We start from the raw sequence: 24,034 nt of genomic DNA, 5'->3' as shown, positions 1-24,034 counted from the left end.
GCCGTTCAGTCGTTACGGTGACACTGATGAATTCGCGCGTGGGCCGCCACACCGAGCGCCGCGGAAGGGCATTCGGCCTGGCCGCGACCGTCCTTGTGGTGTGCGGCCTAACGCTGGGGGGCCCGGTCGCGCCGGCGGCAGCCGACTGGAATCAATGCGCGCCGGCCGGCGTGGACAGCGCGCGGGCCCTGCCCAAGGACCTGACCGAGAGCCCGACGACCGGCGAGGACGACCGTGACACCACGGCGTCGGTCGAGCCGCTCGACGCGGTCGACGTCGGCTCCCTGGGTCTCGGCGTGCCGGGTGTCCTGACCGTCGGCACGCTGTCGGACGCCCCACCCAACATCTGCATCAATCCCACGGGCGAATTCAGCGGCTTTGACAACCAACTGCTGCGCGCCATCGCCGCCAAGCTGGGTCTGCAGGTCCGCTTTGTCAGCACCGACTTCTCCGCGCTGCTCGCCCAGGTGGCTTCCCGGCGCTTCGACGTCGGCTCGGCAGCGGTCAAGGCGACCGACGCCCGCCGGCACACCGTCTCTTTCACCAACGGCTACGACTTCGGGTTCTATTCGCTGGTGGTCCCGCCCGGTTCGGCCATCCACAAATTCAGCGACCTCGCCGGCGGCCAGCGGATCGGCGTCGTGCAAGGCACCGTCGAGGAGTCGTACGTCGTCGACGTGCTGCATCTGCAACCCGTGAAATATCCCGGCTTCGCCACCTTGTACGCCAACCTGAAGTCCCGGCAGATCGATGCGTGGGTGGCACCGGGGACCCTTGCCGCGACCGTCATTCGCCCGGGCGATCCGGCGGTGGTCGCCGCGAACACCTACAGCCCAGGCAATTTCGTCGCCTATGCGGTCGCCAAGGGCAACAAGCCGTTGATCGACGCGCTCAATTCCGGGCTGGACGCCGTCATCGCCGACGGCACCTGGGCGCACCTGTACACCCAATGGGTGCCGCGGACAGTGCCGCCCGGCTGGAAACCCGGCTCCAAAGCCGCGCCCATCCCCAAGCTGCCGGACTTCGCGGCGATCGCGAAACAACACCGCTCGCCGGCGGGCCCACCTGCCCCGAAATCTCCACTGGCCCAGTTGGGCGACTCGTTCTTCGACTGGGATATGTACCGGCAGGCCATTCCCGTGCTGTTCACCACCGGCCTGCCGAACACGTTGATCCTGACCAACAGCGCCCTGGTCATCGGCCTGGCGTTCGGAATGGTGTTGGCGATGGCCGGGATCTCGCACCGGCGCTGGCTGCGCTGGCCCGCCCGGGTGTACACCGACATCTTCCGGGGTCTGCCCGAGGTGGTGATCATCTTGCTGATCGGGATGGGCATCGGCCCATTGGTCAGTGGGCTGACCAACAAGAACCCCTACCCGCTCGGCATCGTCGCGCTGGGGTTGATGGCCGCCGCCTATATCGGCGAGATTCTGCGCTCCGGCATTCAAAGCGTCGATCCCGGACAATTGGAAGCGTCCCGGGCGCTGGGCTTCGGCTACGTCACCGCAATGCGGCTGGTGGTGGTGCCGCAGGGCATCCGTCGCGTGCTCCCCGCCCTGGTCAATCAGGCCATCGGGCTGTTGAAGGCCTCCGCGCTGGTCTACTTCCTCGGCCTGATCGCCGATCAGCGAGAGCTCTTCCAGGTGGGGCGGGATCTCAACGCGCAGACCGGGAGCCTCTCACCGTTGGTGGCCGCGGGTCTGTTCTACCTGCTATTGACCATCCCGCTAACGCATTTGGTGAACTACATCGACACCCGGCTTCGCCGCGGCCGCCGCGCCGCCACGCCCGAGGACGACGCCGACCTGCTCGGGACCACGTTCGGCCAGGAGATCACGTGACCTTCGGCATCCACGGGCGCGCGTCAGTTTCGCTGGCGGCCAAGGGCGTCCACCAAACCATAGGCGGAAGCAAGGTGCTGCGAGGCGTCGATATCGAGGCACCCGCGGGCAGCACCGTGGCGATCATCGGGCCGTCCGGTTCGGGAAAGTCGACGCTGCTGCGCACGCTGAACCGCTTGTATGAGCCCGACAGCGGCGACATTCTGCTCGATGGCCGGTCGGTCCTGCGCGACGATCCCGACGAGTTGCGCCAGCGCATCGGCATGGTGTTCCAGCATTTCAACCTCTTTCCACACCTGAGCGTGCTGGCCAACGTGGCGATGGCACCACGAAAGTTGCGGCGTCTGCCGGCCGACGAGGCCCGCGACCTGGCGATGGCGCAGCTGGACCGAGTTGGCCTGAAACACAAGGCCGGTGCCCGTCCCAGCATGCTGTCCGGCGGGCAACAGCAGCGGGTGGCGATCGCCCGCGCGCTGGCCATGGGGCCGCAGGTGATGTTCTTCGACGAGGCAACCTCGGCGCTGGATCCCGAAATGGTCAAGGGAATACTGCAACTCATTGCCGACCTCGGCGCCGATGGCATGACAATGGTTGTGGTGACCCACGAAATGGGTTTCGCGCGGTCGGCCTCCGACGCCGTGGTGTTTATGGATCACGGCAAGGTCGTGGAATCGGGCCCTCCTGAGCAGATATTCGATGCCGCAGAGACCGAACGGCTGCAGCGGTTTTTGTCGCAAGTGCTTTGATCGCCACTAACTGGCGGGCAATAGCTCCCTTGTACGCACCTCATATCGGGTTAGACTCCCGATTTATGGCAGACAGCGAATCGAACCCGGCCGAGGTAGCCGAGCTCGCCGAGGGTTTGCACCGAGCGCTGTCCAAATTGTTTGCGATTCTCCGCCGGGGAGACCCCAGCGGCGCCGCGGCCGGGGAGCTGACCCTGGCGCAACTGTCGATCCTGGTCACCCTGCTCGACCAAGGTCCGATCCGGATGACCGATCTCGCCGCACACGAACGGGTGCGGACCCCCACCACGACCGTGGCGATCCGGCGGCTGGAGAAGGTGGGGCTGGTCAAGCGTTCCCGCGATCCGTCCGACCTGCGTGCCGTGCTCGTGGACATCACCCCGCGGGGACGGGCCGTGCACGGCGAATCGCTGGCCAATCGGCGCGCCTCGCTGGCCGCGATGCTGAGCCAGCTTCCGACGTCCGACCTCAACACCCTGATGCAGGCGCTGGCGCCACTGGAGCGGCTAGCCTCCGGTGACCCGACGTCCGGACCCGCCGGCGTACCACCCGCACGCAAGGAAGCCTGAAAAGAACTCGCCGTCAACGCTTTTCGCTTACATTTGCGGCGTCGGTAAACTGCTGGGCATGCCCAATGCACTCATCACCGGCGCCGGCGGCGGTATCGGATCGGCCATCGCCACAGCGCTGGCACCCACGCACACCCTGCTGCTGGCGGGCCGGCCGTCCGATCGGCTCGACGCGATCGCGGAGCGGCTCGGCGCCACCACGTTCCCACTGGACCTCACCGACTCCGGCGACATCGACGCGGCCTGCGAAATTGTGGACGAGCTCGACGTGCTCGTGCACAATGCGGGGCTGGCCATCCCGGGCAGCGTCGCGGACTCGAACGTCGACGAGTGGCGTGCCACCTTCGCCGTGAACGTCTTTGGACCGGTGGAACTTACGCTGGCGCTGTTGCCGGCGCTGCGACGGGCGCGCGGCCAGGTGGTGTTCATCAACTCCGGTGCGGGGCGCACCGCTTCGCGGGGTATGGCCTCGTATTCGTCCAGCAAGTTCGCACTGCGCGCCTTTGCGGACTCGCTGCGCAGCGACGAACCGGAGTTGCGGGTGACGACGGTCTATCCGGGCCGGACCGACAGCGACATGCAGCGAGAACTCGTCGAGTTCGAGGGCGGCACCTATGACCCCGCCAACTTCTTGAAGCCCGAAACGCTCGCGGCCGCGGTCGCCCATGCGGTGGGCACCCCGCGCGACGGTCACCTGCACGAGGTGGTGCTGCGCCCCGCCGGGCGATAGCGCTACACGACCAGGTTGACCAGGCGGCCGGGCACCACGATCACCTTGCGCGGGTTGGCGCCCGCCAGAAACGCCTGGACCTTTTCGTCGGCCAGCGCGGCCGCCTTCAGGGTGTCCTGATCGGCGTCGGCGGCCACCGACACCCGGCCGCGCACCTTGCCGTTCACCTGCACCGGGTACTCCACCGTGTCGTCGACCAGATAGGCGGGGTCGGCGACCGGGAAGGGGCCGTGCGCCAGCGGGGTCTGGTGGCCCAGTCGCAGCCACAACTCCTCGGCCATATGCGGGGCCAGGGGCGCCAACATCAGCACCAGCGGCTCAACCGCCGCGCGGGGCACCGCGTCGCGGTGCTCCTTGGTGAGATGGTTGGTGTATTCGATCAGTTTGGCCGCAGCGGTGTTATTGCGCAGTGCGGCATAGTCTTCCGCGACGCCGGCGATGGTGCGATGCAGCGCTCGAAGCGTGTCGGTTGCCAACTGCTGTGCGGGTCCGTCGACCACGCGGGCGTCGCCGGTCTGCTCATCGACCACCAAGCGCCATACGCGCTGCAGGAAGCGGTGGGCTCCGACGACATCCTTGGTCGCCCAGGGCCGAGAGGCCTCCAGCGGGCCCATCGACATCTCGTAGACCCGCAGCGTGTCGGCGCCGTAGTCGTCGCAGATCTCGTCGGGTGAGATCGAATTCTTCAGGCTCTTACCGATTTTCCCGAACTCCTGGAAGACTTCCACCTCTCCCCCGGGTCCGGGGTAGACGAAGCCACCGTCTCGTTCGACCACTTCCTCGGCCGGCACGTACGAGCCGCGCGCGTCGGTGTAGGCGAAAGCCTGGATGTAGCCCTGATTGACCAGCCGGCGATAGGGCTCCCGTGAGCTCACGTGGCCCAGGTCGTAGAGGACCTTGTGCCAGAACCGCGCATACAGCAGATGCAGCACCGCATGTTCGGCGCCGCCGACGTACAAGTCGACGCCACCGGGATCCTGCGGCCCATGCTCGGCCGGCCGCGGACCCATCCAGTAGGCCTCATTCTCCTTGGCGCAGAACCGTTCCGAGTTATGCGGATCGGTGTAGCGCAGTTCATACCAGGAGCTGCCTGCCCACTGGGGCATCACGTTGGTATCCCGGCTGTAGGGCTTCAGGCCATCGCCGAGGTCCAGCTCGACGTGCACCCACTCCGTCGCCTTTGCCAGCGGCGGCGACGGCTCGCTGTCGGCGTCGTCGGGGTCGAACAGCACCGGCGAGTAATCCGGGACGTCGGGCAGCTCGACCGGCAATGCGGCCTCGTCGAGCGCATGCGCGCGCCCGTCGGTGTCGTAGACGATGGGGAAAGGCTCGCCCCAGTACCGCTGGCGCGCGAAAAGCCAGTCGCGCAACTTGAATTCGATACGCGCCCAGCCACGACCCTCGGCCTCCAGGCGGGCGGTGATCTTTTCTTTGGCCGCGGCCACGTCCAGCCCGTCGAGGTAGCCGGAGTTGACCAGAACCCCGTCGCCGGCGTAGGCGGACTCCGAAATATCGCCTCCCGCAATGACTTCCACGATCGGCAGGCCGAACTCGTGGGCGAAGTCCCAGTCGCGCTGGTCGTGGCCGGGGACCGCCATGATCGCCCCGGTGCCGTACCCGGCCAACACGTAGTCGGCGATGAAGATCGGCACCGGTTTGCCGTTGGTGGGATTGGTCGCGTAACTGCCCAAGAAGACGCCGGTCTTGGCTTTACTCTCCTGGCGCTCGAGGTCTGACTTTGATCCGATCGCCTGCCGGTAGGCGGCAACGGCCTGCACCGGTGTGGCGGCGCCGTACGTCCAGCGCGGGTCGGTGCCGTCCGGCCAGGCGGTCGCCACCAACTCGTCGACCAGGTCGTGCTCGGGCGCCAGCACCAAATAGGTGGCACCGAAGAGCGTGTCGGGCCGGGTGGTGAACACTTCGATGTCGACCGTCTCACCATCGCGCCCGGTCGCCGCGAACAGCGCCTTGGCGCCGGTGGACCGGCCGATCCAGTTGCGCTGCATGGTCTTGACCGGTTCGGGCCAGTCCAGCACGTCGAGGTCGTCGAGCAGCCGATCGGAGTACGCGGTGATTCGCATCATCCACTGTCGCAACCGTTTCCGGAACACCGGGAAGTTGCCGCGGTCGCTGCGACCGTCCGCGGTCACCTCTTCGTTGGCCAGCACGGTGCCCAGACCGGGACACCAATTCACCATCGAGTCCGCCCGGTAGACCAGCCGGTAGCCGTCGATCACATCGGCCCGCTCCCCCGCCGACAGCCCGGCCCAGTCCCGCCCGTCCTCGAGGCCGCGCGCACCTGACTCGAATTCGGCGACCAGCTCGGCGATGGGGCGGGCCTTGTTGGCGGCGGTGTCGAACCAGGCGTTGTAGATCTGCAAGAAGATCCACTGGGTCCACTTGTAGAACTCGGCGTCGGTGGTCGAGAAACTGCGCCGGCTGTCGTGGCCGAGGCCCAGGCGTCCCAGCTGGCGCTTGAAATTGACGACGTTGGCCTCGGTCCGGGTGCGCGGGTGGGTGCCGGTCTGTACCGCGTACTGCTCGGCGGGCAGCCCGAAGGCGTCAAACCCCAACGCATGCAAGACGTTACGGCCGGTCATCCGGAAATAGCGGGCGTATACGTCCGTCGCGATGTAGCCCAGCGGGTGGCCGACGTGCAGCCCCTCCCCCGACGGGTAGGGAAACATGTCCTGCACGAACAACTTGTCGTCCGGGACCGGGGCTCCGTCTGCCGGAGCCAGCGAACCGACCGGGTTGGGCACGTTGAACGTCCCGAGCTTCGCCCAGTTCTCCTGCCACGCGCCCTCGATACGACCCGCCAGCGCCGCGGTGTAGCGGTGCGGCGGCGCATCAGAGTCGGGCACGGCGGCGCCGGAACTGCTTGCCGGCGAAGCGGTCGGGGAGTCGGTCACCTGAACAGGGTATAAGGGCCGACACGACGAGTCCGCCGGCCACAGGTTGGTCTCGGTTCCGTTGCGCGCCGATCAGAGGTTCATCCCAGGTGTGTTTCGAGCCTGTTCACCGCCTTTGACCTCTAGTTACAGTCAGCCACTATCGACGGCTTCTGATACTGACGCCTTTGGAAGGACCGACGCAGATGATTGAGATCGTCCCCGTCCACCGGGCACTCCTCGGCGGTATGGTCGCTGGCCTGATGGGCCTGGCGGTTGTCGCGGGCGGCACGGCATCGGCAGACCCGGTGCCCCCAGCGCCGGCACCCGTCCCCGCGGTTCCCGCGCCGGCACCGCAGAATCTCGGGCCCGAGCTGGTGCCGCCGAGCAGATACCTCGCGGCCCCGCCGGCCGGCAACCAGATCACCCCGCCGGCAGCCGCCCCCGCCCCGGGAACCGCGGCGCCGGCCGCGGTCGCCCCGCCGGCCCCGGCTCCGGCTCCCGCTCCCGCGACGTCCGGCACGATCCGCGAGTTCTTGCAGTCGAAGGGCGTGAAGCTCGAGGCGCAAAAGCCTCAGGGCTTCCAGGCACTCGACATCACCTTGCCGGTCCCCGCGCGCTGGACCCAGGTGCCTGATCCCAACGTGCCCGATGCGTTCGCGGTGATCGCCGACCGGCACGGCAGCAGCATTTATTCGTCGAACGCGCAGGTCGTGGTGTACAAACTGGTCGGTGCGTTCGACCCGAAAGAGGCCATCACCCACGGTTACGTCGACAGCCAGAAGCTCCCGGCGTGGCAGCCCACCAACGCCGCGATGACCGATTTCGGCGGCTTCCCGTCGTCGATCGTCGAAGGCACCTACCGCGACGGAGATTTGACGCTCAACACGTCGCGCCGCCACGTCATCGCCACGTCGGGACACGACAAATACCTCGTGTCGCTGTCGGTGACCACCGATCGCGCGGTAAGCGTTGCCGACGCACCGGCCACCGACGCGATCGTCAACGGATTCCGCGTGACCGCCCCCGGCGCCGCTCCCGTCGCACCTGCCGCCCCGGCACCCGCTGTGGCTCCCGTCGCACCTGTCGCCCCGGCACCCGCTGTGGCTCCGGTCGCGCCCGCCGCCCCGGCACCCGCTGTGGCTCCGGTCGCGCCCGTCGCCCCGGCTCCCGGCGCGGCCCCGCTGGTGCCGCTCGCCCAAACGTCACCCGCGGCCCCGGTCGGGCTTCCCGCGCAGGCGCCCGTGACGAACCCGCAGCGCACCCCCAGCCTGTTGGCTATGGTGCCGGGCCTGCCCCCGCTGCCGAACTTCTCGTTCCTGCAGCATTAGAGGAAGGCGGCGCCGGCACCCATAGAGCCGGATGCGCAGGTCGATAAGCCGGCTCGTATTGTGAGCCCATGCTGATTGCGGGCGTGCTGTGCATGTGTGCTGCGGTGGCCTCGGCGGGTTTCGGCACCTGGTCGCTTGCCCACAACCGGGATTTCGGTGCCACCGCGTTGGCGCTGCGCGCGATGGCGCCCACCCAGTTGGCCGCTGCGGTGATGTTGGCGGCTGGCGGCGCGGTGGCCGTGGCCGCCGTCCCGGACACGGCGCTGGTGGTGCTCATCGTCTGTGTGGTCGGCGCGCTGGGAACGCTGGCCGCGGGCTCGTGGCAGAGCGCCCGCTTCGCGCTGCGCCAGGATGCGGCGGCGCCCGCCTGCGCCGGCAGCTGTGCCGGCTGCACGCAGTCGTGCCAGTGAACTGAGGCCGGGGGACAGGCTCTAATTCCGGCTGACGTCGATGGGGTGGGTGGCCAGCAGCGAGAGCGGCAGCGGCTGGCGACGCAGGACTTGGCCCCACAGGTCGGACCTCGGTCCCACGAGCACGTCGGATGGCAAGGCGGACAACACAATCCAGTCGTCGCGCTCGATCTCGCCTTCCAGCTGACCGATAGTCCAACCCGAGTATCCCGCGAAGATTCGCACCCCTTCGACCACCGGCGCGATCACGTCGGGGTCGGCGTCCAGGTCGACCATGACCACCCGGCCGTCAACGTGCCGCAAGCCGGGCACGCCCTGGGGATCGGCGCCGACCCGCAGCGTCGCCAGACACAGCGCCGCGTCACGCTTGACCGGCCCGCCGATGAACATCGTCTTCGGCTTGGCCGACAGCTTGGTCCACTGGGGCAACACGTTGTACACCGCGGTTTCGCTGGCGCGGTTCAGGACGACGCCCAGCGTGCCTCCGTCGTTGTGCTCGACGATGTAGATCACGCTGCGCCGAAACGTCGGTTCGAGGAGATCGGTGTTGGCGAGCAGCAACGTGCCCGCACGCACCCGTTGCGCGGCAGGTGCGACGTAGTCCTCTGGATCCTCCGGCGGCGGCACCTCACCATCATCGCATCCAGCGGATCGTGGCCCAGGGCAATCGAGAGGGTGGACCACGGAGATTTGTACTGTGGTTGGGACGGCTCTGATCGCGCGAGCTTTGCCAGCCCCAATCGTGGAAGTCGGTTTCGGTGATCCCAACCCGGATGCAGTCCAGTGCACCCGTCGAGATTTGGCGGTCCGTGCGTGGTTTGCCGGATTTCTGGCGGCTGCTGCAGGTGCGAATTGCGAGCCAATTCGGTGACGGCTTGTTTCAGGCGGCGCTGGCCGGCGCCCTGCTGTTCAGCCCGGATCGGGCCGCCGATCCTCTCGCCATAGCGCGCGCCTTCACGGTCCTGTTCTTGCCGTATTCGCTGCTCGGTCCGTTCGCTGGTGCGCTGATGGACCGATGGGACCGGCGGCTGGTGCTCGTCGGCGCCAACGTGGGCAGGCTGATCCTGTTCGCCGCGATCGGCACCATTCTGGCGGTGCGAGCCGGTGATCTGCCGCTGTTGCTGGGGGCCCTGTTCGCCAACGGCCTGGCCCGCTTCGTCGGGTCCGGGCTGTCGGCGTCGCTGCCGCATGTGGTGCCGCGCGAGCAGGTGGTGACGATGAACTCGGTTGCCACCGCGACCGGGGCCATCGCGGCATTCGTCGGCGCAAACTTCATGCTGGTGCCCCGGTTCATCTTCGGGTCCAGCGACAAGGGCGCCTCGGCGATCGTATTCCTCACGGCGGTTCCCGTGTCGATCGCGTTGCTGTTGTCCTTGCGGTTCGGTGCGCGGGTGTTGGGGCCCGACGACACCTGGCGAGCGATCCACGGGCCGGTCTTTTACGCGGTGATCACCGGCTGGCTGCATGGCGCACGGACGGTGGCGCAGCGTCCCACGGTGGCCGCCACTCTGTCCGGCTTGGCCGCCCACCGGATGGTCATCGGCATCAACTCGCTGCTGGTCTTATTGCTGGTGCACCACATGCCCAACCTCGAGGGCGGGGGATTCGGCACCGCCTTACTGTTCTTCGGCGCCGCTGGCCTTGGCGCCTTCCTGGCCAACGTCCTGACGCCGCCCGCCATCCGCCGCTGGGGGCGCTACGCGACGGCCAACGGCGCGTTGGCGGCGTCGGCGATCATCGAAGTTGCCGGCGCCCAGCTGCTTCTCCCGGTCATGGTCGCGTGCGGCTTCCTGCTCGGCGTCACCGGTCAGATGGTCAAGCTGTGCGCCGACACCGCAATCCAGATGGACGTCGACGACGCTCTTCGCGGGCATGTGTTCGCCGTGCAGGACGCGCTGTTCTGGGTTGCGTTCATCGTCTCGATCACGGTGGCCGGCGCCCTGATTCCCGACGACGGGCACGCACCCGCATTCGCGCTGGTCGGATCGGTGCTCTACCTGATCGGACTGGCCGTGCACAGCGTCATCGGGCGCCGCGGCGAGCAAGCCAACGATCGTTAAGGTACAGACGTGATTTGTCCGATGGCCGCTGCCGACAATCGAGGGCTGCGATGACCGGCCCCGCGCCCATGGTCGACGATTTGCGCGCCGAAAGCGACGCGCTCGACGAGCTGGTCGCGCCGTTGCCGCCCGACCGCTGGGGCGACCCCACACCGGCGCCCGGGTGGACCATCGCACACCAGATCGGCCACCTGCTGTGGACGGATCGGGTCGCCCTGATCGCGGTCACCGACGAGGCCGGCTTCGCCGAGGTTTTGGCGGGCGCGGCCGCCGACCCGGCGGGTTTCGTCGACAAGGGCGCCGAGGAGCTGTCCGCGCTGGAGCCGGCCGCGTTGCTCGCGGACTGGCGGGTTACCCGGGCACGGCTGCACGACGCGCTTCTCACGGTGCAGCCCGGCCGCAAGCTGCCGTGGTTCGGCCCGCCGATGAGTGCGGGGTCGATGGCCACCGCGCGCCTGATGGAGACCTGGGCACACGGCCTCGATGTCGCCGACAGCCTGGGCGTGACGCGGCCCGCGACCGAGCGCCTGCGGTCGATCGCTCACCTTGGGGTACGCACCCGCGACTTCGCTTTCGCCGTCAACAATCTGGCGCCACCGGCCGAGCCGTTCCTGGTCGAGCTGCGCGGGCCCGCCGGCGATACCTGGTCCTGGGGGCCACCCGACGCCGAGCAGCGGGTCAGTGGGTCGGCGGAGGATTTCTGCTACCTGGTCACCCAGCGCCGCCCGTTGAGTGCCCTCGACATCACCGCCCAAGGCGCCGACGCCCAGCGGTGGTTGCAGATCGCGCAGGCTTTCGCGGGGCTACCCGGCACCGGTCGATGAGCGCGTGAAGCGCGCGAAGAGAGCCGGGGCCCATCAGGTCGAGCACCGGTCGGTGAGCGCGTGGGGAGCACGCGTCAGTGCAGCGGGCCGCCGTAACTCGCCCGGTTCTCGGCCTCGGCCTCCTCGCGCAGCGCGGCAATCGCCAGGTTCAGCCTTTCGGCCAGCTCCCCGTGGCCGTACCCGGTCATCACCCCGGGATGCAGAGTCAGTTTGAGTAACCGGCCATCGGAATTCGCGACCGCGTGGACGTCGCCGAGGTCGACGCTGTAGGTGACGGCTTGGGCCTGCGCCACGAGGGCTTCCCACTTGTCGGCCGCCTCGCTCAGTTCCCGAAGAACCGATTCGACGAGATCCTTCTCGCTGAGATTCGCGCGACTGCCCGAACCCGCCACCATCACAGTATCGTCGACCCCTCCGACCAGCGTCAATTCATACGCGAACAGGTTTGCGACCGGCCTACCGGGGGTTCACCCGCCGAGCTTTTGATACCAGGCGAGGTGATAGTTCGCCGACACCGCGTCGCCGCTGGCGATCCCCTCGGTCGCGGCCATCAACAGGCACTTGAGCAGAAGCGCGGGATTGACGTTCGGGTACTGAACGAGGAGTTGGTAGCGCGCGGTATCGAGGTGTACCCGCAGCACGTCGACCTCCTGGTCGACGATGACCGTTCCCGCGGCGGCGGCCTCTGCCAACCTCGGCACGATCTTGGGCAGCTCGGCACGTCCGCGGGTGGCCGCGCTGAGCACGTTCGCCAAATCATCGATCGCGGGCAGGGTGCGAGGCTCCACCGACGACCTGGTCGCGGCGAAGTCGACCGAGCGGCGTAGCGAATCACCGGGAGCGTAAGTGACGACGCGCGCCGTTTCTCCGATCAGCGCGGCAACCCTGCCGGTGCGCCGCTCGGGCTCCAACAACCGCACGCCCGCCGGAAGGGTGATGCCGGACGGGATCCACCCGTGAGCGAGGTCGGTGACGAGCACGGTCGTCCCGTCGGCGCGCTCTCCGATCGCCCAATTCACGCGTGGCTCCTGCCGGACCACGAACTCCAGTAGCCGATTCAGCCGCTCGCCGTCGGATCGTGTTGGCGGCGTTGGCTTTTCGATCTGCGGCCCGGCGGCGGCGAACGCGGCCGTGTCGGCCTCGACGGCGGGAGCGACGTCGGCCGCCGCGAGGGCCACGTCGGCCGCCGCGGGTTCCTGCGGGACCGGCTCCGCCTTCGCGACGGCCGGCTCGTCGACGACCGCGTGGTGGCGACCGGAATCGGCCTGGTCCGGGGCCGGCTCGGGCGCGCGCTGCGCTGGCGCCTCGAACACCGGCTCCGTCCGCGTGACCACCGGGATGACCTGCGTCTCCTCGAGATGCGGCGCATCGACGGCACCGGGAGGCTCGTGCTCGGGCGCCGCCGCCTGCGGCTCGTCCTCGTCGCCCGGGTCGACGATCGCGTGGTGACGACCGGAGTCGGTCAGCTCCGGGGGCGCGGGATCCGCCGGCATCGGCGAAACCGGCTCCTCCCTGATCACCGGGATGACTTGCGTCTCGTCGAGATCTGACGCATCGGCGCTGCGGCGGGCCGCGTCGTCCGCACGGGCCTTCGGCCCAGCTGCCTGCGGTGTAGCGGTGTCGGTGACGGCCTCTTCCGCGGACTCTCGGCGGCGCCTTCTGCCCGGCCGCGGGACCGACTCGGGCGGGCTCGGTGGGCGCGCCTCGGCGACCGGCTTCACCTCGCGGATTGCCGGCAGCACCTGCGTCTTTTGCAGGTCCGTGTCCGACGGCTCGACCCTCGGTGGGGGAGCCGCGGGGGGCCGGGCTCCGCTCTGCACCGCATGCAAATAGCGGATCGTCGATTCGACTCGGCGCACCGCACGGCCGCGGGCGGCGTCGATGACGCGCGCCTCCGCCGCCTGACGGGAAGGGTCGGTCATTCCCGATCGCTTGATCAACTTCAGTTCGTCGTTGGCGGCGCGAGCAATTCGCTCCAGGTCAGCCTTGAGATACTCAGCGAGGGTGGCGGTTTCGGGCGTCACAGTCGACAATTCGGCAGGCCACAACCCGCCTGTCACCCACGGGGTGCAGTCGATAGGGGAGCTGAAAGCCGGCGTCGCCAGTGATTCCCGGGTAGCTCTCCGGAGGCGCTGGCGCGCCGACATCCGACCGAAGACCGCCACCGGCTAAGCGTACCGGGACCCGGCGGGCGACTTGTGCGGTCAGTGAATTGTGCGCTCGCAAGGCCCTGGGTAGCGTAAGGGCATGGCTGATTCTGCACTGCAGCAGCAACTCGACGAGGTGCGCGCCATGCTCGCTCGCGCGCGAGAGTTGTTCGGCCCCAATCCGATAGAGCCGCCGACCGGTATCGCCCCTGATCCCAGCGCGGCTAAGCCGTGGTTGCGCTAGGCCGGCAGCTCGCCTGAAAGCCCTTAAATCACACCGCTGCGGCGACGCAGTTTGTGCGCCAGCAACTTTTCGATGGCCGCATCGAGATCTCGGGGGGTCGGAACCTCCGCGGACGGAGTGTGCCCCGCCGCGACAATCTCGTCGCGAATTTCCAGCAACGCTTTGAGGCAAGACACGTCGGCGGTCAGCAGGATGCCCTGCGCCAACGTCTCGGCGTCGGTTTCCATCGCCTCTTCACTCAGCGCGACGCTGTGCATATAGCCGCCGCGGCAAGAGCGGACGAGGATGTGTCCACTCGGGTGAACGGTGTCGAAAGCGGGATTCGCGTCGGTCATCGACCGCGGTCGACGATGTCGCCGAACTTCCCTGCCGCCTCCTGCTCGTGCTGCTCCCACATCGTCGCCGAAACCGTCAGTTTGTCGGCCAGATCCGCGTGGTCAGCAGCTTGCTGCTCATAACACTGGCGTCGAAGCTCCAGCAGCTCCCGGCCCGCGTCGCGCAGTTCACTGAAGATCGGCCCGAGCGAATCGAGGCTCTCTTGAATCGCCGCATGCGACGAAGGAACGGTACGCAAGTACTCCGAGGTGTCCTGGTGATGCGCGGCAGCCTGACGTAGGTGCGCAGGCACTACATGAATTGAATCTGCCATCCGCTGTCTCCTGTTGACGACCGCCGGTTGTGCCGGCGGATTCATTTTTGTCAGGTGGTCGACGAAGTCGCCGGCCGGGTAGGTGTCGGTGGGTCAGGCTTGGCCGGCGTCGGTATTGCCGCGGCCGCCGCCGGCGGATGCTCCCAGCCTAAGAAGGTCGGCCCGCTCACGGTGGCGATGTGCTGAATTTGGCCATCGAGAAGCGCCTTGCCGGAGCCGAGGGCGAGCGCGTGACGATCGGTGAGCATCCCGATGTCGCCGGGTGCCACCTGTAGGGCATCGACGGGGCTGGACACCGCGGTTCCCGGTGGGGGAATGGTCATTCCCTGCTGTTGGAAGGCCTCGGCTATCGGGGTACCGGCGACGGCGGCCGTGATCGCGGCCGCCAACTGTGGGCTGGCGGCGGTCACCGTTTCCCCGTCGGGCAAGGTCACCGGTGTCGGACCGGCCGGCGACTCATCCGACGACGTGCCGTCCTGGGCGTCGGTCCCGTCAGCCGCCTCGTCCGAGGCGTCGCGCGCTCCCGGGTCCTGGACCTGGTCGTCCGGCAGCTCGTCGTCGGCCAGTTCTTGAACAGCCGGATCGGTCCCGTCGCCACCTTCCGGTCCGGAGAGCGGAAGGCCGCCGGGCTGCCACCCGGCCATCGACGGCATGGAGCCGAGCCCCGGCAGGGACCCACCGAAGTTGGGCATGGCGGGCGCCATCGGCGGCTGCGGTACGGCGGGCATCGCCGCGCCGGCACCGGGATCCGGCCCCAGGACATCCCCGGACAGGTCGTCATCGTCGGCCAACAAGGAGTCCAACAGCGGATCCACTTCGGCGTCGAGATCATCGGTCGCGCCGCCCGCGGATGTATCACCAACCGGCACCGCGGCCCGCGGTTGTTCGCCTGGCGCATGCGGTTCGCCTTTGGAGGCGTCGTACAGCGACGTCCAGGAGGCCATCAGCGCTGACTTCGACGTGTCGTCCAGGCTGGCGTTCAGGACTACCTCGCGGATGTCCCGGAGCTTGCCGATGAGGAAGCGCTGGAAATCCCGCGCCCCCGCCGGGGTGTCCAGGTCTGACCTGGTCCGCACCGCGGCTTCGGTTTCGTGTTGCAACTTGGTCAGGGTTTCTCTGCCGTCAACGGCCCGCAGGTGCGCGTTCAGGATCGCCGAGACCACCTGCATGTCCAGCTGCGAGCTCGCCGAGTTCTGTTGCGCAAGAGCAGCTTCGGCATTGGCGATGGCGTCAGCCGCAGCGCCCGTCTCGCGATCCGGCGGTGCCGAGGTTTCGGCGGACGGCCGCTGCACGGGCGGATTGGCCGCCGTTGCGGCGCCGAAGACGCCGGCGTGCTGCTGGCGGACCTTGCGCAGGATCGCCTCGACCTGTTCGGGCCGAGTGGTCGGGGTGATCACGGCGGTCACTTCGGCGGGCGCCAATCCCGTCTGCCATGCGTTCGGATCACCAGTGCGGTCTCGGACGTATTTCACCGCGGCAAGCAGGTCGTCATATGCCGACATCAGCCAGCCAGGCGGCGCCGCAGCCTGCTCGAACGCTGCTGCCAAAAATGACGCGACCCCTCCATGTTCGGCGACAGTACTCAGGGGCATAGCTATCGACAATTCACTGCATTGCACGGTGTGGACTAGTTCTGGCTAGCCGCTGTCGGCGCCGTACTGAGCCCGAAGGCTCTGCAACACAGCCTTTTTCGCCTGGCCGAATTCGCGCGCTTCGGTCACGACCGAGGCGATCTCGCGTTGCTTGGCCATCAGGAACTTCTGAAACTCGCGCGCCCCCATGGGCGTGTCGAGCGCGAGGTCCGCCTGGTTCACGGTCGCGTGGTCGATCTGCTCGGCGATGAAGTCCAGTCGCCGGACGCTCTCGCGCGCTGCCTCGTGAGCACTCGTCAGCACCTCGGTCAGCACCCGATCGGCTTCCGACGCGGTGCCGTGCTGACTCGCCAGCGCCGACCGCCGCGCCTCAACTGCCTCTAACGATGGCCCCGGTTGTTGTTCCGGCATCGGCTCACCCCATTCGTCGTGCCCGCATCGCCGGGCGGTCTTGGGTTGTCATATCGCTCGGCGGATCGCAACGTTGTTGCCCAGTCGGCTTATTCGCACCGAGGCGCCCGAATAGGGCGCTTCCACAACCAGGTTGTTCCCGATCGCCAGCTGCACATGGCCGGCGTGCGGAAACACCAGATCACCCGGTCGCACCTGGGAACGGGCGACCGGGAAGCCGTCGTTGATCTGCTGATACGTGGTGCGGTCCAGGTGGATACCGGCCTGCGCGTAGCTCCACTGCACCAGCCCAGAACAGTCGAACTGGTCTGGGCCGGTCGCGCCCCAGACATACGGTCGCCCTAAGCGCGACAAGGCGGCACGCACCGCGAGTGCGGCGCGGCCGTTCGGCAATCCCGCCAGCCCGAGCCGACGGTCGTGCCGGAGCCGATAGCGCAAGGCCAACAGTTCCGCATAGCGCCGCCGCGCACGCGAGCGCGCCGACAAGACGTGCGCCCGTTGGGCCCGCAGGCGAATCGCGCGGCGCCGCATCGCCTCCCGCTGGGCCAGTGGCGTCACCTGCAGATCGGCATCCGCCCGGGCCGCGTCCAGCACGCTTCGAGTCAGGTCGCGGGCCTGTGCCCGATCGCGGTGCGCGCCGGCGATGACGTCAGTGGCCGCGGCGTCGGTGCCGGCCGCCTCGGTAAGCCGTTGCCGGCTGTGGTCCACCGCGAGTTGGTAACCGCCGTGCGCCATCTTGTCGCTCAGCCGTGCGGCTTGCTGCAACACGTTGCTGTAGTGCGCGGTGCCCGCGGCCAGGGACGACGGATGCGTGCTGCCGGCGAACAGTTGATGGGCGCGGCTCAATGCCTCGACTTCGCTTTGACTCACGGCGCCCCCTCGTCGTCGGCTTGGCCTGCCTCGTTCTGACCGGACTCGACCGCGTCGGTGAAGGCACGGACGCGGGGGAGGGCACCCGGCGCGATCACCCCCCGGTTGCGGATGTCCCACATCTCGTCGACACCCACGCCGACCAGTGCCGCGATAATGGTCTCCGGCAACGACGACTGCGCGCACGCCCGGTCGAAACGGGCGCTCAAGCTGGTGGGCATCCGCTCCAACAGCGCCGCACGCGTCGCCTCCAGGGCTTGCAGATGCTCCATCAGCCGGCCGGTCGAGTCGGCGCCGGCGTTCACCGCCACCCGCCAGGAACTGGCGGCGAGCATCTCTGCCTTCACGCATTGCGCGATCACAGACAGAATATACGTCTCATATTCGTTTGATGTTGTCGCAGGCAACCGATCGATGACTGATTTGAGAGCATCGAGCTGCGCTTCGGCATAGCCTTCCAGCACTTCTGTGTCGCTGTGACGGTCCACCACCACCGGTCCGCTGCGCCGCGTGGGCATGGGTGCCGGCGGCTGCGCGGCCATCAGACGCGCCAGCTCGGCGTCCGGATCGGCGGCCACCAAGAGCCGCGAGTAGGTGCCCGGCGGTAGCCCAAGGCCGTTTTCGATCTTCTGAACTGTGCTTTTGTGCGGCTTGCGGGCTCCACGCTCGAGAAAGCTCAGTCCCATGATGCTGACCCCGGTCGCGGCGGCGAGGTCGGCTAACGACCAATCGCGCGATTCACGCAGCGCGCGGATGGCCGCACCAGCCGATTCACGAGTCACCGCGCGCTCCGGCCATGGGCCGGATATTACACAGCCAACGCTTGCACTATCGGTATATACGTTTCTGTCACGTTTCTCTTGCGCTCGCCGTGGAGTTATGTATACGCTTCCATCTACGTTTCACGCTCGACAAGGAGACCGACATGGGACACCCTTGCGCAACCAACCCGGAACTGTGGTTCGGCTACCCCGACGACGACGGTGGTGACGGTGCCGCCAAGGCACGCGCATACGAACGGTCGGCCACCGAGGCGCGGATCCAGTGCCTGCGTCGCTGCCCACTGGCACAGCAGCGCCGTTGCGCCGCCCACGCCATCGCGCATCGCGAGGAGTACGGCGTGTGGGCCGGGGTGAAGCTGCCGGGCGGCCAATACCGCAAGCGGGACCAGCTCGCTCACGCACACGACGTCCTGCGGCGTATCGCCTCCGGCGAGATCAATGCCCGGCAGCTGCCCGAGAACGCAGCGCTGCTGGCACGCCACGAGCACGAAGCGGTCCCGGTGGCCGCGGTCGTGCTGCACCTGCCGCTGGCGCAAGTCAAACCGCGTTCGGCTGCCTGACATTTCGCCGAAAGCCGGAGCGGCAGTTTGCTGAGCCGGTCAACGGGGTAGTCGGGGTCGGCAAGACCAGTCTGTCGACCTAAGGCGCACCCATGACGTTCGACCTGACCCCGACGGCGGCACAACACGACCTGGCCCGGCGTACGCACGAGTTCGCCGAATCCGTAATACGCCCAGTAGCACTCCACTACGACCAGCGGCAGGAGTTTCCCTGGCCCGTGCTGGAGGAGGCGGCTGAGCGCGGCTTCTACAGCCCACTGTTTTACCGCGATCTGATCGGTGATCCGACCGGCATCTCCCTACCGATGTTCATGGAAGAGCTGTTCTGGGGCTGCGCCGGGATCGGTTTGGCCATTGTCATGCCGGCGCTCGCGCTATCCGCGATCGGCCAGGCCGCGTCCCCGGAGCAGATGCTGGAGTGGGCGCCCGAATGTTTCGGCACACCAGGAGATCTCAAGCTCGCGGCATTGGCCATCTCCGAGCCCGAAGGCGGCAGCGACGTGCGTAATCTGCGCACATTCGCGCGACGCGACGGCGATGACTGGATCATCGACGGCCACAAGATGTGGATCGGCAATGGCGGCATCGCCAACGTGCACGTGGTCAACGCCGTGGTCGACGAGGAACTGGGCCATCGCGGTCAGGCGCTGTTCGTGGTGCCCGGTGGCACTCCTGGACTGAAGCTACTGCGAAAGCTCGACAAGCTGGGCTGCCGCGCCTCCCACACCGCCGAGTTGCTCTTTGAAGGCGTGCGCGTCCCGGGCGCCAATCTGCTTGGCGGGCAAGAAAAGCTCGAACACAAGCTGGCGAAGGCCAGGGAGGTCGTGGCGGGCGGAAAACGCTCCGGTTCGGCGACCTTGGGCACCTTCGAGCAGACCCGGCCCATGGTCGCCGCCCAGGCCATCGGAATCGCCCGCGCGGCCCTCGAGTACGCCACCACGTACGCCACCGAGCGCGAGGCCTTCGGCGGGCCCATCATCGACAACCAGGGCATCTCGTTCCCACTGGCGGAGCTGGCCACCCAGATCGACGCCGCCCGGCTGCTGACCTGGCGTGCGTCGTGGATGGCCGCCAACAACATTCCCTTCGAACGGGGCGAGGGTTCGATGTCGAAGATGGCCGCCAGCGAGGTCGCGGTCAGGGCCACCGAACGCGCCATCCAGACCATGGGTGGCTGGGGCTACATCACCGATCATCCAGTGGAGAAGTGGTATCGGGATGCCAAGCTGTACACCATCTTTGAAGGAACCAGCGAGATCCAGCGGATGGTCATCTCCAACGCGCTGGGTGCCGCCGTCGGTACCCCGCCGCTGCATGTGGTGCTCGAACCGTCCGGGGGACCGCTGAACCGGGTATTCGGGCGGGGCACCCCGCTGCGCTCCCGCGCAGCCGACAGCGCCCTGTCGATGAAGGATCGCGTGCCCGAGCCCGTCATGCGACTGGCCATGAAGGTGCTGCGGCCCCCGCGCAAGTAGGCGTGGCGGGTACGGTCGCGGACGACGGCGCTCGCGCGAGGGCCCCGCGACGGAGGGTGGACGATGAGCAATCTCGAGGCCGCGCCGGCCGAAGTCGCTTGCGCCGCTTCACAACACGTAGATGCCTCGGCGATGGTGGAAGTGCTGCAGCCGCGAGAGGTTCCGTTGGGCGGCCCCAGGGCAATCCGGGTGCAACGCACCCTTCCGCAACGACGGCGCTCGCTCGTCGGGGCGTGGTGCTTCATCGACCACTACGGTCCGGTCGCCGCGCGAATGGACGTCCCGCCGCACCCCCACACGGGACTACAAACCGTCAGCTGGTTGTTCAGTGGGGAAGTGGAGCACCGCGACAGCGCCGGCGTGCACGCGGTGGTACGGCCCGGCGAGTTGAACCTGATGACCGCGGGGGCAGGCATTTGCCATTCGGAAGTCTCACTCGATTCCGGCGTCCTGTTGCACGGTGTCCAACTCTGGGTCGCGCTGCCCGGGTCCGACCGCGAAACCGCACGCGACTTCGCCCATTACACCCCGGCGCCCCTGGCGCTGCCGGGGGCGACCGCGCGGGTCTTTCTTGGCGAGCTGGCCGGCGGGCGATCGCCGGTGCCAACGGCTACGCCGTTGCTGGGTGCCCAGATCGACCTCGACGCAGGGGCCGACCTGGACATCGACGTGGACCCGACCTTCGAGCACGGGGTGCTCTGTGATTCCGGGACCGTACACGTGGACAGGACGGCCCTGACGACCGCTGGATTGGCATACCGAAGTCCCGGCCGGGCCCGGCTGCAGATACAGAATGGGGGAGAGGGCCCCGCGCGGGTGCTGCTGCTCGGCGGCACGCCGTTTACGGAAGAGTTGGTGATGTGGTGGAACTTCGTCGGGCGAAGCCACGAGGACATCGTCGACTACCGACAATTGTGGGAGGACGCCGACGACCGCTTCGGCGCCGTCCAGGGATACCGGGGAGCGCTCGACCGACTGCCCGCCCCACCGCTGCCGACCACCCGGCTGCGGCCGCGACCGACACCGCAAAGAAAGGGAAGCACAGATGACAACCGATAAGACCGGCGCCGAAGCCACGGTCAACCTCCAGGACGGCAAGTACACGATCGCCGTCGACGGTAAGACGGTAGGACTGGCCGATTTCGCCGACCGCGGCGATCAGCGCGTCTTCTACCACACCGAAATCGATCCGGCCTACGGCGGACGTGGGCTGGCGACAATCCTTGTCGAGGAGGCGCTCAATGAGGCGCGGGATGAGGGCAAGCGCATAGTTCCGGTGTGCTCGATGATCGGCACGGTGCTCAAGAAGCATCCCGAATTCGACGACATCACCGATCCGGTCACCCCGGAAATCACGCAGTGGGTGCGCTCGTAGCGGGGCTGAATCAAGCGAAGGCGCGGTGTGTCGTCACCAGAGCCCCAGGCTATCCGTGTGATGGGCCAAAATACTTGTCCGCGAGTGCCTTTTCCAGTGCGATTAACTCTTTACACGACCTCGCCGCGTTTGTGCTGGAGAACAGTTCTTCGATACGACCAACATTATTACGTGCCCATGTCACCGTGTCGGATGGTTGTACCACATTCATCTCATCAAAACCATCCAGGTACTGTCGAATAACCGATATTCGGAACCAGTTGCCAGGGGAATCTGCCAGCGCAGTAGGCGCGACTCCGAAACCTATCTGCCCGCGGTTATTGTGTATAGACCAATTGATGACAGGGCCCGTAAGAGTCAGACCCGCATCTATCGTCGGGGCCCCCGATGTCCTGGAATCGGTAATGCGATAATCGGGATCTAGATACAAAAATCCGAAATGTTCCACAAAGAACTCTAACAATGTCTTCATCACGAAGCTCCTTTAGTCGGCGGAATGAGGGTATTAGTGCCCACGCGTTGATATCCATGCGCTTGAAAGTACCGTATTTCGGCGGCAGCGTAGGTGTTTGCTTCGACCTTACTAAATGGCACCGTTAACGTAATTTGATCTTGGTTTGCTATCGCAATATCGAGCACGTGTTGGTTCGCGGCGAGTTGCTGAGTCGGTGTGCACGAATACCAGGCTTTTCCAATATCAAAGTAGCTCGCCCCCCGATCCTCTGCCACCTGGATATAAGAGGGACCCCGCCCTCTGGGTTGAACGGTCCGATGACGGTTTCGCCGCTGCCAGTCAGGTGCTGTTCGGATAGCGCCCGCAGCTCGGGTGGCATGTAGTTGAGCGGGTTGTCGAGGTTAAATTCCGGATGGGCTGGATCGACCACAACTGGCGGCGGGCTATCGGAGACGACCGGTACGTGGGGTTCACCTGAGGCGTGTTCGACGGGTGCGTCGGCGGGCGGTGTGTGCTCAACAGGAGGCGGCTCAAGCGGATGGGTGCCCGGAACAGGTTCTCCGCCGGCGGGCGGCGGGGAGTGTGCGGCGAGGTTGCGCTCAGCGGCCTGGAAGTGTTCTTCGGCTCCGGCTAGTGCACGGGGGAACACGTTGTCGGCTGTCACGCCCTCCAGCGCTTCACGGCTGAAAAGCGTCTTCAGGCCTTGCCAAGCCGCAGCCCCGCCTGCCTTGAGCTCCGGCGCCCCAACCGCCAAAGTAACTGCGGTAAACAAGGGTTCAGAGGTGGCTTCCACCTTCCCGGGATCCGGTGTGCGCATGCCGGTCAGCTTGCCGCCGTTGAAGGAGTAGTACGTACCAGTGGCCTGGTCGAAGAATTCGCCGGTGCCGTTCTTGAGCTGGCCCATGACCTGGACGGGCTGTCCGTTGGCGTCATAGGTAAACATGAAGTGCCCGTCGGGGGTGATGCTCACCGAAGCGGGGTCGATGCTGTTGTAGTCGGGAATCTTGCCCAGGTCGTCGAGAGCATGGGCGAGATCGGACTTGAGCTTGGGCAACTTGGCACTGGCGGCCTCGCCTTCCGGCGAGCCCGGACCGTGGATATAGAGGTCGGCGATGGCCTTATCCAGAGCCTGCTGCGCCGCACGCACCTTAGCCATTTGGTCCACGACGGCCTGGTTGGTGGCTTGGCGAATGTCAGCCAACGCGGCCTGTTGGGCTGGAGACGGCGGAGCCACACCGTCAGCGTCGGCGCCATGGAGCGGCGCGCCGTCATACCCTTCGGCGTGAAGGCTATTCAGAGATTTCTGCAGTCCGTCGGAATAGCCGTTGCGAATCGCTTGCAGATCAGCGAGGGCGGCCTTGGTGTCGCGTAGGGCGTCGCCTTCGAGCGTGTCGATGAGGGCATGCAACGATTGTTGGTCCGCCGGACTGAGGCTATTGTCCTGGTTCAACATGTCGACGGCCTCGGCAACCAAGTCCGAAATATTCTTCAACTGCGCATCTAAGGTGGCGATCCGCGCGGCCCCGGCCTTTTGCGCGTCGGCCAACGCCGCCGCGATGCCCTCCAGGTCCGCGGCGATCTTGGGCAGTTGCAAGGACTGCGCCCCCAATGCTTTCGTCACCCGCTGCACTTCGTCCGAGTCGTTGATCGGGTGACCGCCATCCTGGTGATTCCAGGCAGCTCGGAAGCGGGTGCGGGCCTGCTCGAAGGCGTTGTTGGCCTCCTGGGTGCATAGGCCCGCGCGATGAAAGGCTTCGGCCAGATTGGAAATCTGCAACGGGCTGCCCGCCTGCAAACTTGCGTTGATCGCCCACGGGTCACCACCGGCTTCGGCGATCAGCGCCTGCTCATCTATATAGGGAAGACCCACGGCTCCGCCTCTGGCTGCGCAGCCCCAAGCATCCGCCCCGCGGATCGCGTCCCGCGCATTTCCGACCCTTCCTGAGCTGGTCATCAGGGTACTAACGCCGACACTCCCGTCAATTCACTTCGCCGTATCCGGCCGCCCGGGAAATTGGACACTACATAGATGGAGCCTGCACGGTGGCCGCCGGATGAAACGATCTGCTATCC

23 protein-coding genes and 2 pseudogenes are annotated in these 24,034 nt (G+C 67.1%); 13 read left to right on the top strand and 12 right to left on the bottom strand.

Annotation, left to right across the window (positions count from 1 at the left end; genetic code table 11):
- Positions 1–26: 26 nt before the first annotated feature.
- From MTY59_RS07760 to MTY59_RS07745, 4 genes are all read left to right on the top strand, one after another.
- Positions 27–1,841, top strand: a complete 1,815-nt coding sequence (locus MTY59_RS07760) for an ABC transporter substrate-binding protein/permease (RefSeq protein WP_221045151.1) — start codon at positions 27–29, stop codon at positions 1,839–1,841.
- The gene (locus MTY59_RS07755; RefSeq protein WP_221045150.1) at positions 1,838–2,587 is read left to right on the top strand and encodes an amino acid ABC transporter ATP-binding protein; all 750 of its coding nucleotides are present in this window, start codon (positions 1,838–1,840) and stop codon (positions 2,585–2,587) included. Before MTY59_RS07760 ends, MTY59_RS07755 begins: the two co-directional genes overlap by 4 nt.
- 65 nt (positions 2,588–2,652) lie before the next feature.
- Complete coding sequence (locus MTY59_RS07750) at positions 2,653–3,156, top strand: MarR family winged helix-turn-helix transcriptional regulator (protein ID WP_065029490.1); 504 nt, start codon at positions 2,653–2,655, stop codon at positions 3,154–3,156.
- A gap of 58 nt (positions 3,157–3,214) precedes the next feature.
- Positions 3,215–3,886, top strand: coding sequence for an SDR family oxidoreductase (locus MTY59_RS07745; protein WP_221045149.1), 672 nt, complete (start codon positions 3,215–3,217; stop codon positions 3,884–3,886).
- A gap of 2 nt (positions 3,887–3,888) precedes the next feature.
- Here MTY59_RS07745 and leuS read toward each other — a convergent pair whose 3' ends face one another.
- Entirely contained in the window at positions 3,889–6,798 is a 2,910-nt protein-coding gene (leuS, locus tag MTY59_RS07740) for a leucine--tRNA ligase (protein WP_221045148.1), read from the bottom strand.
- 185 nt (positions 6,799–6,983) lie between these two features.
- Here leuS and MTY59_RS07735 point away from each other — a divergent pair, with 185 nt between their 5' ends.
- A complete protein-coding gene (locus tag MTY59_RS07735) occupies positions 6,984–8,108 on the top strand; it encodes an LpqN/LpqT family lipoprotein (protein WP_221045147.1) in 1,125 nt (374 codons plus the stop codon).
- A 68-nt stretch (positions 8,109–8,176) separates the two neighbouring features.
- The gene (locus MTY59_RS07730; RefSeq protein WP_221045146.1) at positions 8,177–8,518 is read left to right on the top strand and encodes a hypothetical protein; all 342 of its coding nucleotides are present in this window, start codon (positions 8,177–8,179) and stop codon (positions 8,516–8,518) included.
- 21 nt (positions 8,519–8,539) lie between these two features.
- Here MTY59_RS07730 and MTY59_RS07725 read toward each other — a convergent pair whose 3' ends face one another.
- Positions 8,540–9,145, bottom strand: coding sequence for a YqgE/AlgH family protein (locus MTY59_RS07725; RefSeq protein ID WP_221045145.1), 606 nt, complete (start codon positions 9,143–9,145; stop codon positions 8,540–8,542).
- 100 nt (positions 9,146–9,245) lie between these two features.
- On the opposite strand from MTY59_RS07725, the pseudogene MTY59_RS07720 reads away from it, so the two are divergent.
- A pseudogene (locus tag MTY59_RS07720) lies at positions 9,246–10,578 on the top strand (MFS transporter).
- 50 nt (positions 10,579–10,628) lie between these two features.
- Entirely contained in the window at positions 10,629–11,402 is a 774-nt protein-coding gene (locus MTY59_RS07715) for a TIGR03084 family metal-binding protein (protein WP_221045143.1), read from the top strand.
- Between the two features lie 74 nt (positions 11,403–11,476).
- Here MTY59_RS07715 and MTY59_RS07710 read toward each other — a convergent pair whose 3' ends face one another.
- Together MTY59_RS07710 and MTY59_RS07705 are read right to left on the bottom strand one after the other, a co-directional pair.
- The gene (locus MTY59_RS07710) at positions 11,477–11,797 is read right to left on the bottom strand and encodes a DUF2710 family protein (protein WP_221045142.1); all 321 of its coding nucleotides are present in this window, start codon (positions 11,795–11,797) and stop codon (positions 11,477–11,479) included.
- Between the two features lie 72 nt (positions 11,798–11,869).
- On the bottom strand, positions 11,870–13,567 hold the full coding sequence (locus tag MTY59_RS07705; RefSeq protein WP_221045141.1) for a DUF5632 domain-containing protein: 1,698 nt from the start codon (positions 13,565–13,567) through the stop codon (positions 11,870–11,872).
- Positions 13,568–13,649: 82 nt separating this feature from the next.
- Here MTY59_RS07705 and MTY59_RS07700 point away from each other — a divergent pair, with 82 nt between their 5' ends.
- Entirely contained in the window at positions 13,650–13,793 is a 144-nt protein-coding gene (locus MTY59_RS07700) for a hypothetical protein (RefSeq protein WP_221045140.1), read from the top strand.
- A 23-nt stretch (positions 13,794–13,816) separates the two neighbouring features.
- Here MTY59_RS07700 and MTY59_RS07695 read toward each other — a convergent pair whose 3' ends face one another.
- The 6 genes from MTY59_RS07695 to MTY59_RS07670 all read right to left on the bottom strand — a co-directional run bounded on the left by MTY59_RS07695 (position 13,817) and on the right by MTY59_RS07670 (position 18,097).
- Positions 13,817–14,128: a DUF2694 family protein gene (locus tag MTY59_RS07695; RefSeq protein WP_076188728.1), complete on the bottom strand. Its 312-nt coding sequence runs from the start codon at positions 14,126–14,128 to the stop codon at positions 13,817–13,819.
- Positions 14,125–14,442: an ESX-1 secretion-associated protein gene (locus MTY59_RS07690; protein ID WP_007771671.1), complete on the bottom strand. Its 318-nt coding sequence runs from the start codon at positions 14,440–14,442 to the stop codon at positions 14,125–14,127. Before MTY59_RS07690 ends, MTY59_RS07695 begins: the two co-directional genes overlap by 4 nt.
- Positions 14,443–14,492: 50 nt before the next feature.
- Positions 14,493–15,944 carry a DUF4226 domain-containing protein gene (locus MTY59_RS07685; RefSeq protein WP_221046316.1) on the bottom strand — a complete coding sequence of 484 codons (1,452 nt, stop codon included), beginning with the start codon at positions 15,942–15,944 and terminating at the stop codon, positions 14,493–14,495.
- A 135-nt stretch (positions 15,945–16,079) separates the two neighbouring features.
- Positions 16,080–16,445 carry a DUF4226 domain-containing protein gene (locus tag MTY59_RS07680; RefSeq protein WP_221045139.1) on the bottom strand — a complete coding sequence of 122 codons (366 nt, stop codon included), beginning with the start codon at positions 16,443–16,445 and terminating at the stop codon, positions 16,080–16,082.
- Between the two features lie 48 nt (positions 16,446–16,493).
- The gene (locus MTY59_RS07675) at positions 16,494–17,315 is read right to left on the bottom strand and encodes a C40 family peptidase (protein WP_221045138.1); all 822 of its coding nucleotides are present in this window, start codon (positions 17,313–17,315) and stop codon (positions 16,494–16,496) included.
- A complete protein-coding gene (locus MTY59_RS07670; RefSeq protein WP_221045137.1) occupies positions 17,312–18,097 on the bottom strand; it encodes a helix-turn-helix domain-containing protein in 786 nt (261 codons plus the stop codon). Before MTY59_RS07670 ends, MTY59_RS07675 begins: the two co-directional genes overlap by 4 nt.
- Before the next feature lie 143 nt (positions 18,098–18,240).
- On the opposite strand from MTY59_RS07670, the gene MTY59_RS07665 reads away from it, so the two are divergent.
- From MTY59_RS07665 to MTY59_RS07650, 4 genes are all read left to right on the top strand, one after another.
- Positions 18,241–18,657: a WhiB family transcriptional regulator gene (locus tag MTY59_RS07665; protein ID WP_221045136.1), complete on the top strand. Its 417-nt coding sequence runs from the start codon at positions 18,241–18,243 to the stop codon at positions 18,655–18,657.
- A 92-nt stretch (positions 18,658–18,749) separates the two neighbouring features.
- Entirely contained in the window at positions 18,750–20,132 is a 1,383-nt protein-coding gene (locus tag MTY59_RS07660; protein WP_221045135.1) for an acyl-CoA dehydrogenase family protein, read from the top strand.
- 63 nt (positions 20,133–20,195) lie between these two features.
- Complete coding sequence (locus tag MTY59_RS07655; protein WP_221045134.1) at positions 20,196–21,191, top strand: pirin family protein; 996 nt, start codon at positions 20,196–20,198, stop codon at positions 21,189–21,191.
- A complete protein-coding gene (locus tag MTY59_RS07650; protein WP_221045133.1) occupies positions 21,178–21,507 on the top strand; it encodes a GNAT family N-acetyltransferase in 330 nt (109 codons plus the stop codon). Before MTY59_RS07655 ends, MTY59_RS07650 begins: the two co-directional genes overlap by 14 nt.
- 49 nt (positions 21,508–21,556) lie before the next feature.
- Here MTY59_RS07650 and MTY59_RS07645 read toward each other — a convergent pair whose 3' ends face one another.
- On the bottom strand, positions 21,557–21,979 hold the full coding sequence (locus MTY59_RS07645; RefSeq protein ID WP_221045132.1) for a hypothetical protein: 423 nt from the start codon (positions 21,977–21,979) through the stop codon (positions 21,557–21,559).
- Positions 21,979–23,831 (bottom strand): annotated as a pseudogene (locus MTY59_RS07640) (putative alpha/beta hydrolase). The gene MTY59_RS07645 and the pseudogene MTY59_RS07640 overlap by 1 nt, the downstream one beginning before the upstream one ends.
- Between the last annotated feature and the right edge of the window lie 203 nt (positions 23,832–24,034).

The sequence above is a fragment of the Mycobacterium senriense genome (assembly GCF_019668465.1).
Lineage (GTDB): Bacteria > Actinomycetota > Actinomycetes > Mycobacteriales > Mycobacteriaceae > Mycobacterium > Mycobacterium senriense.
The sequence above is the reverse complement of the archived record's forward strand: the minus strand, read 5'-3'. Positions and strand labels throughout refer to the sequence as shown.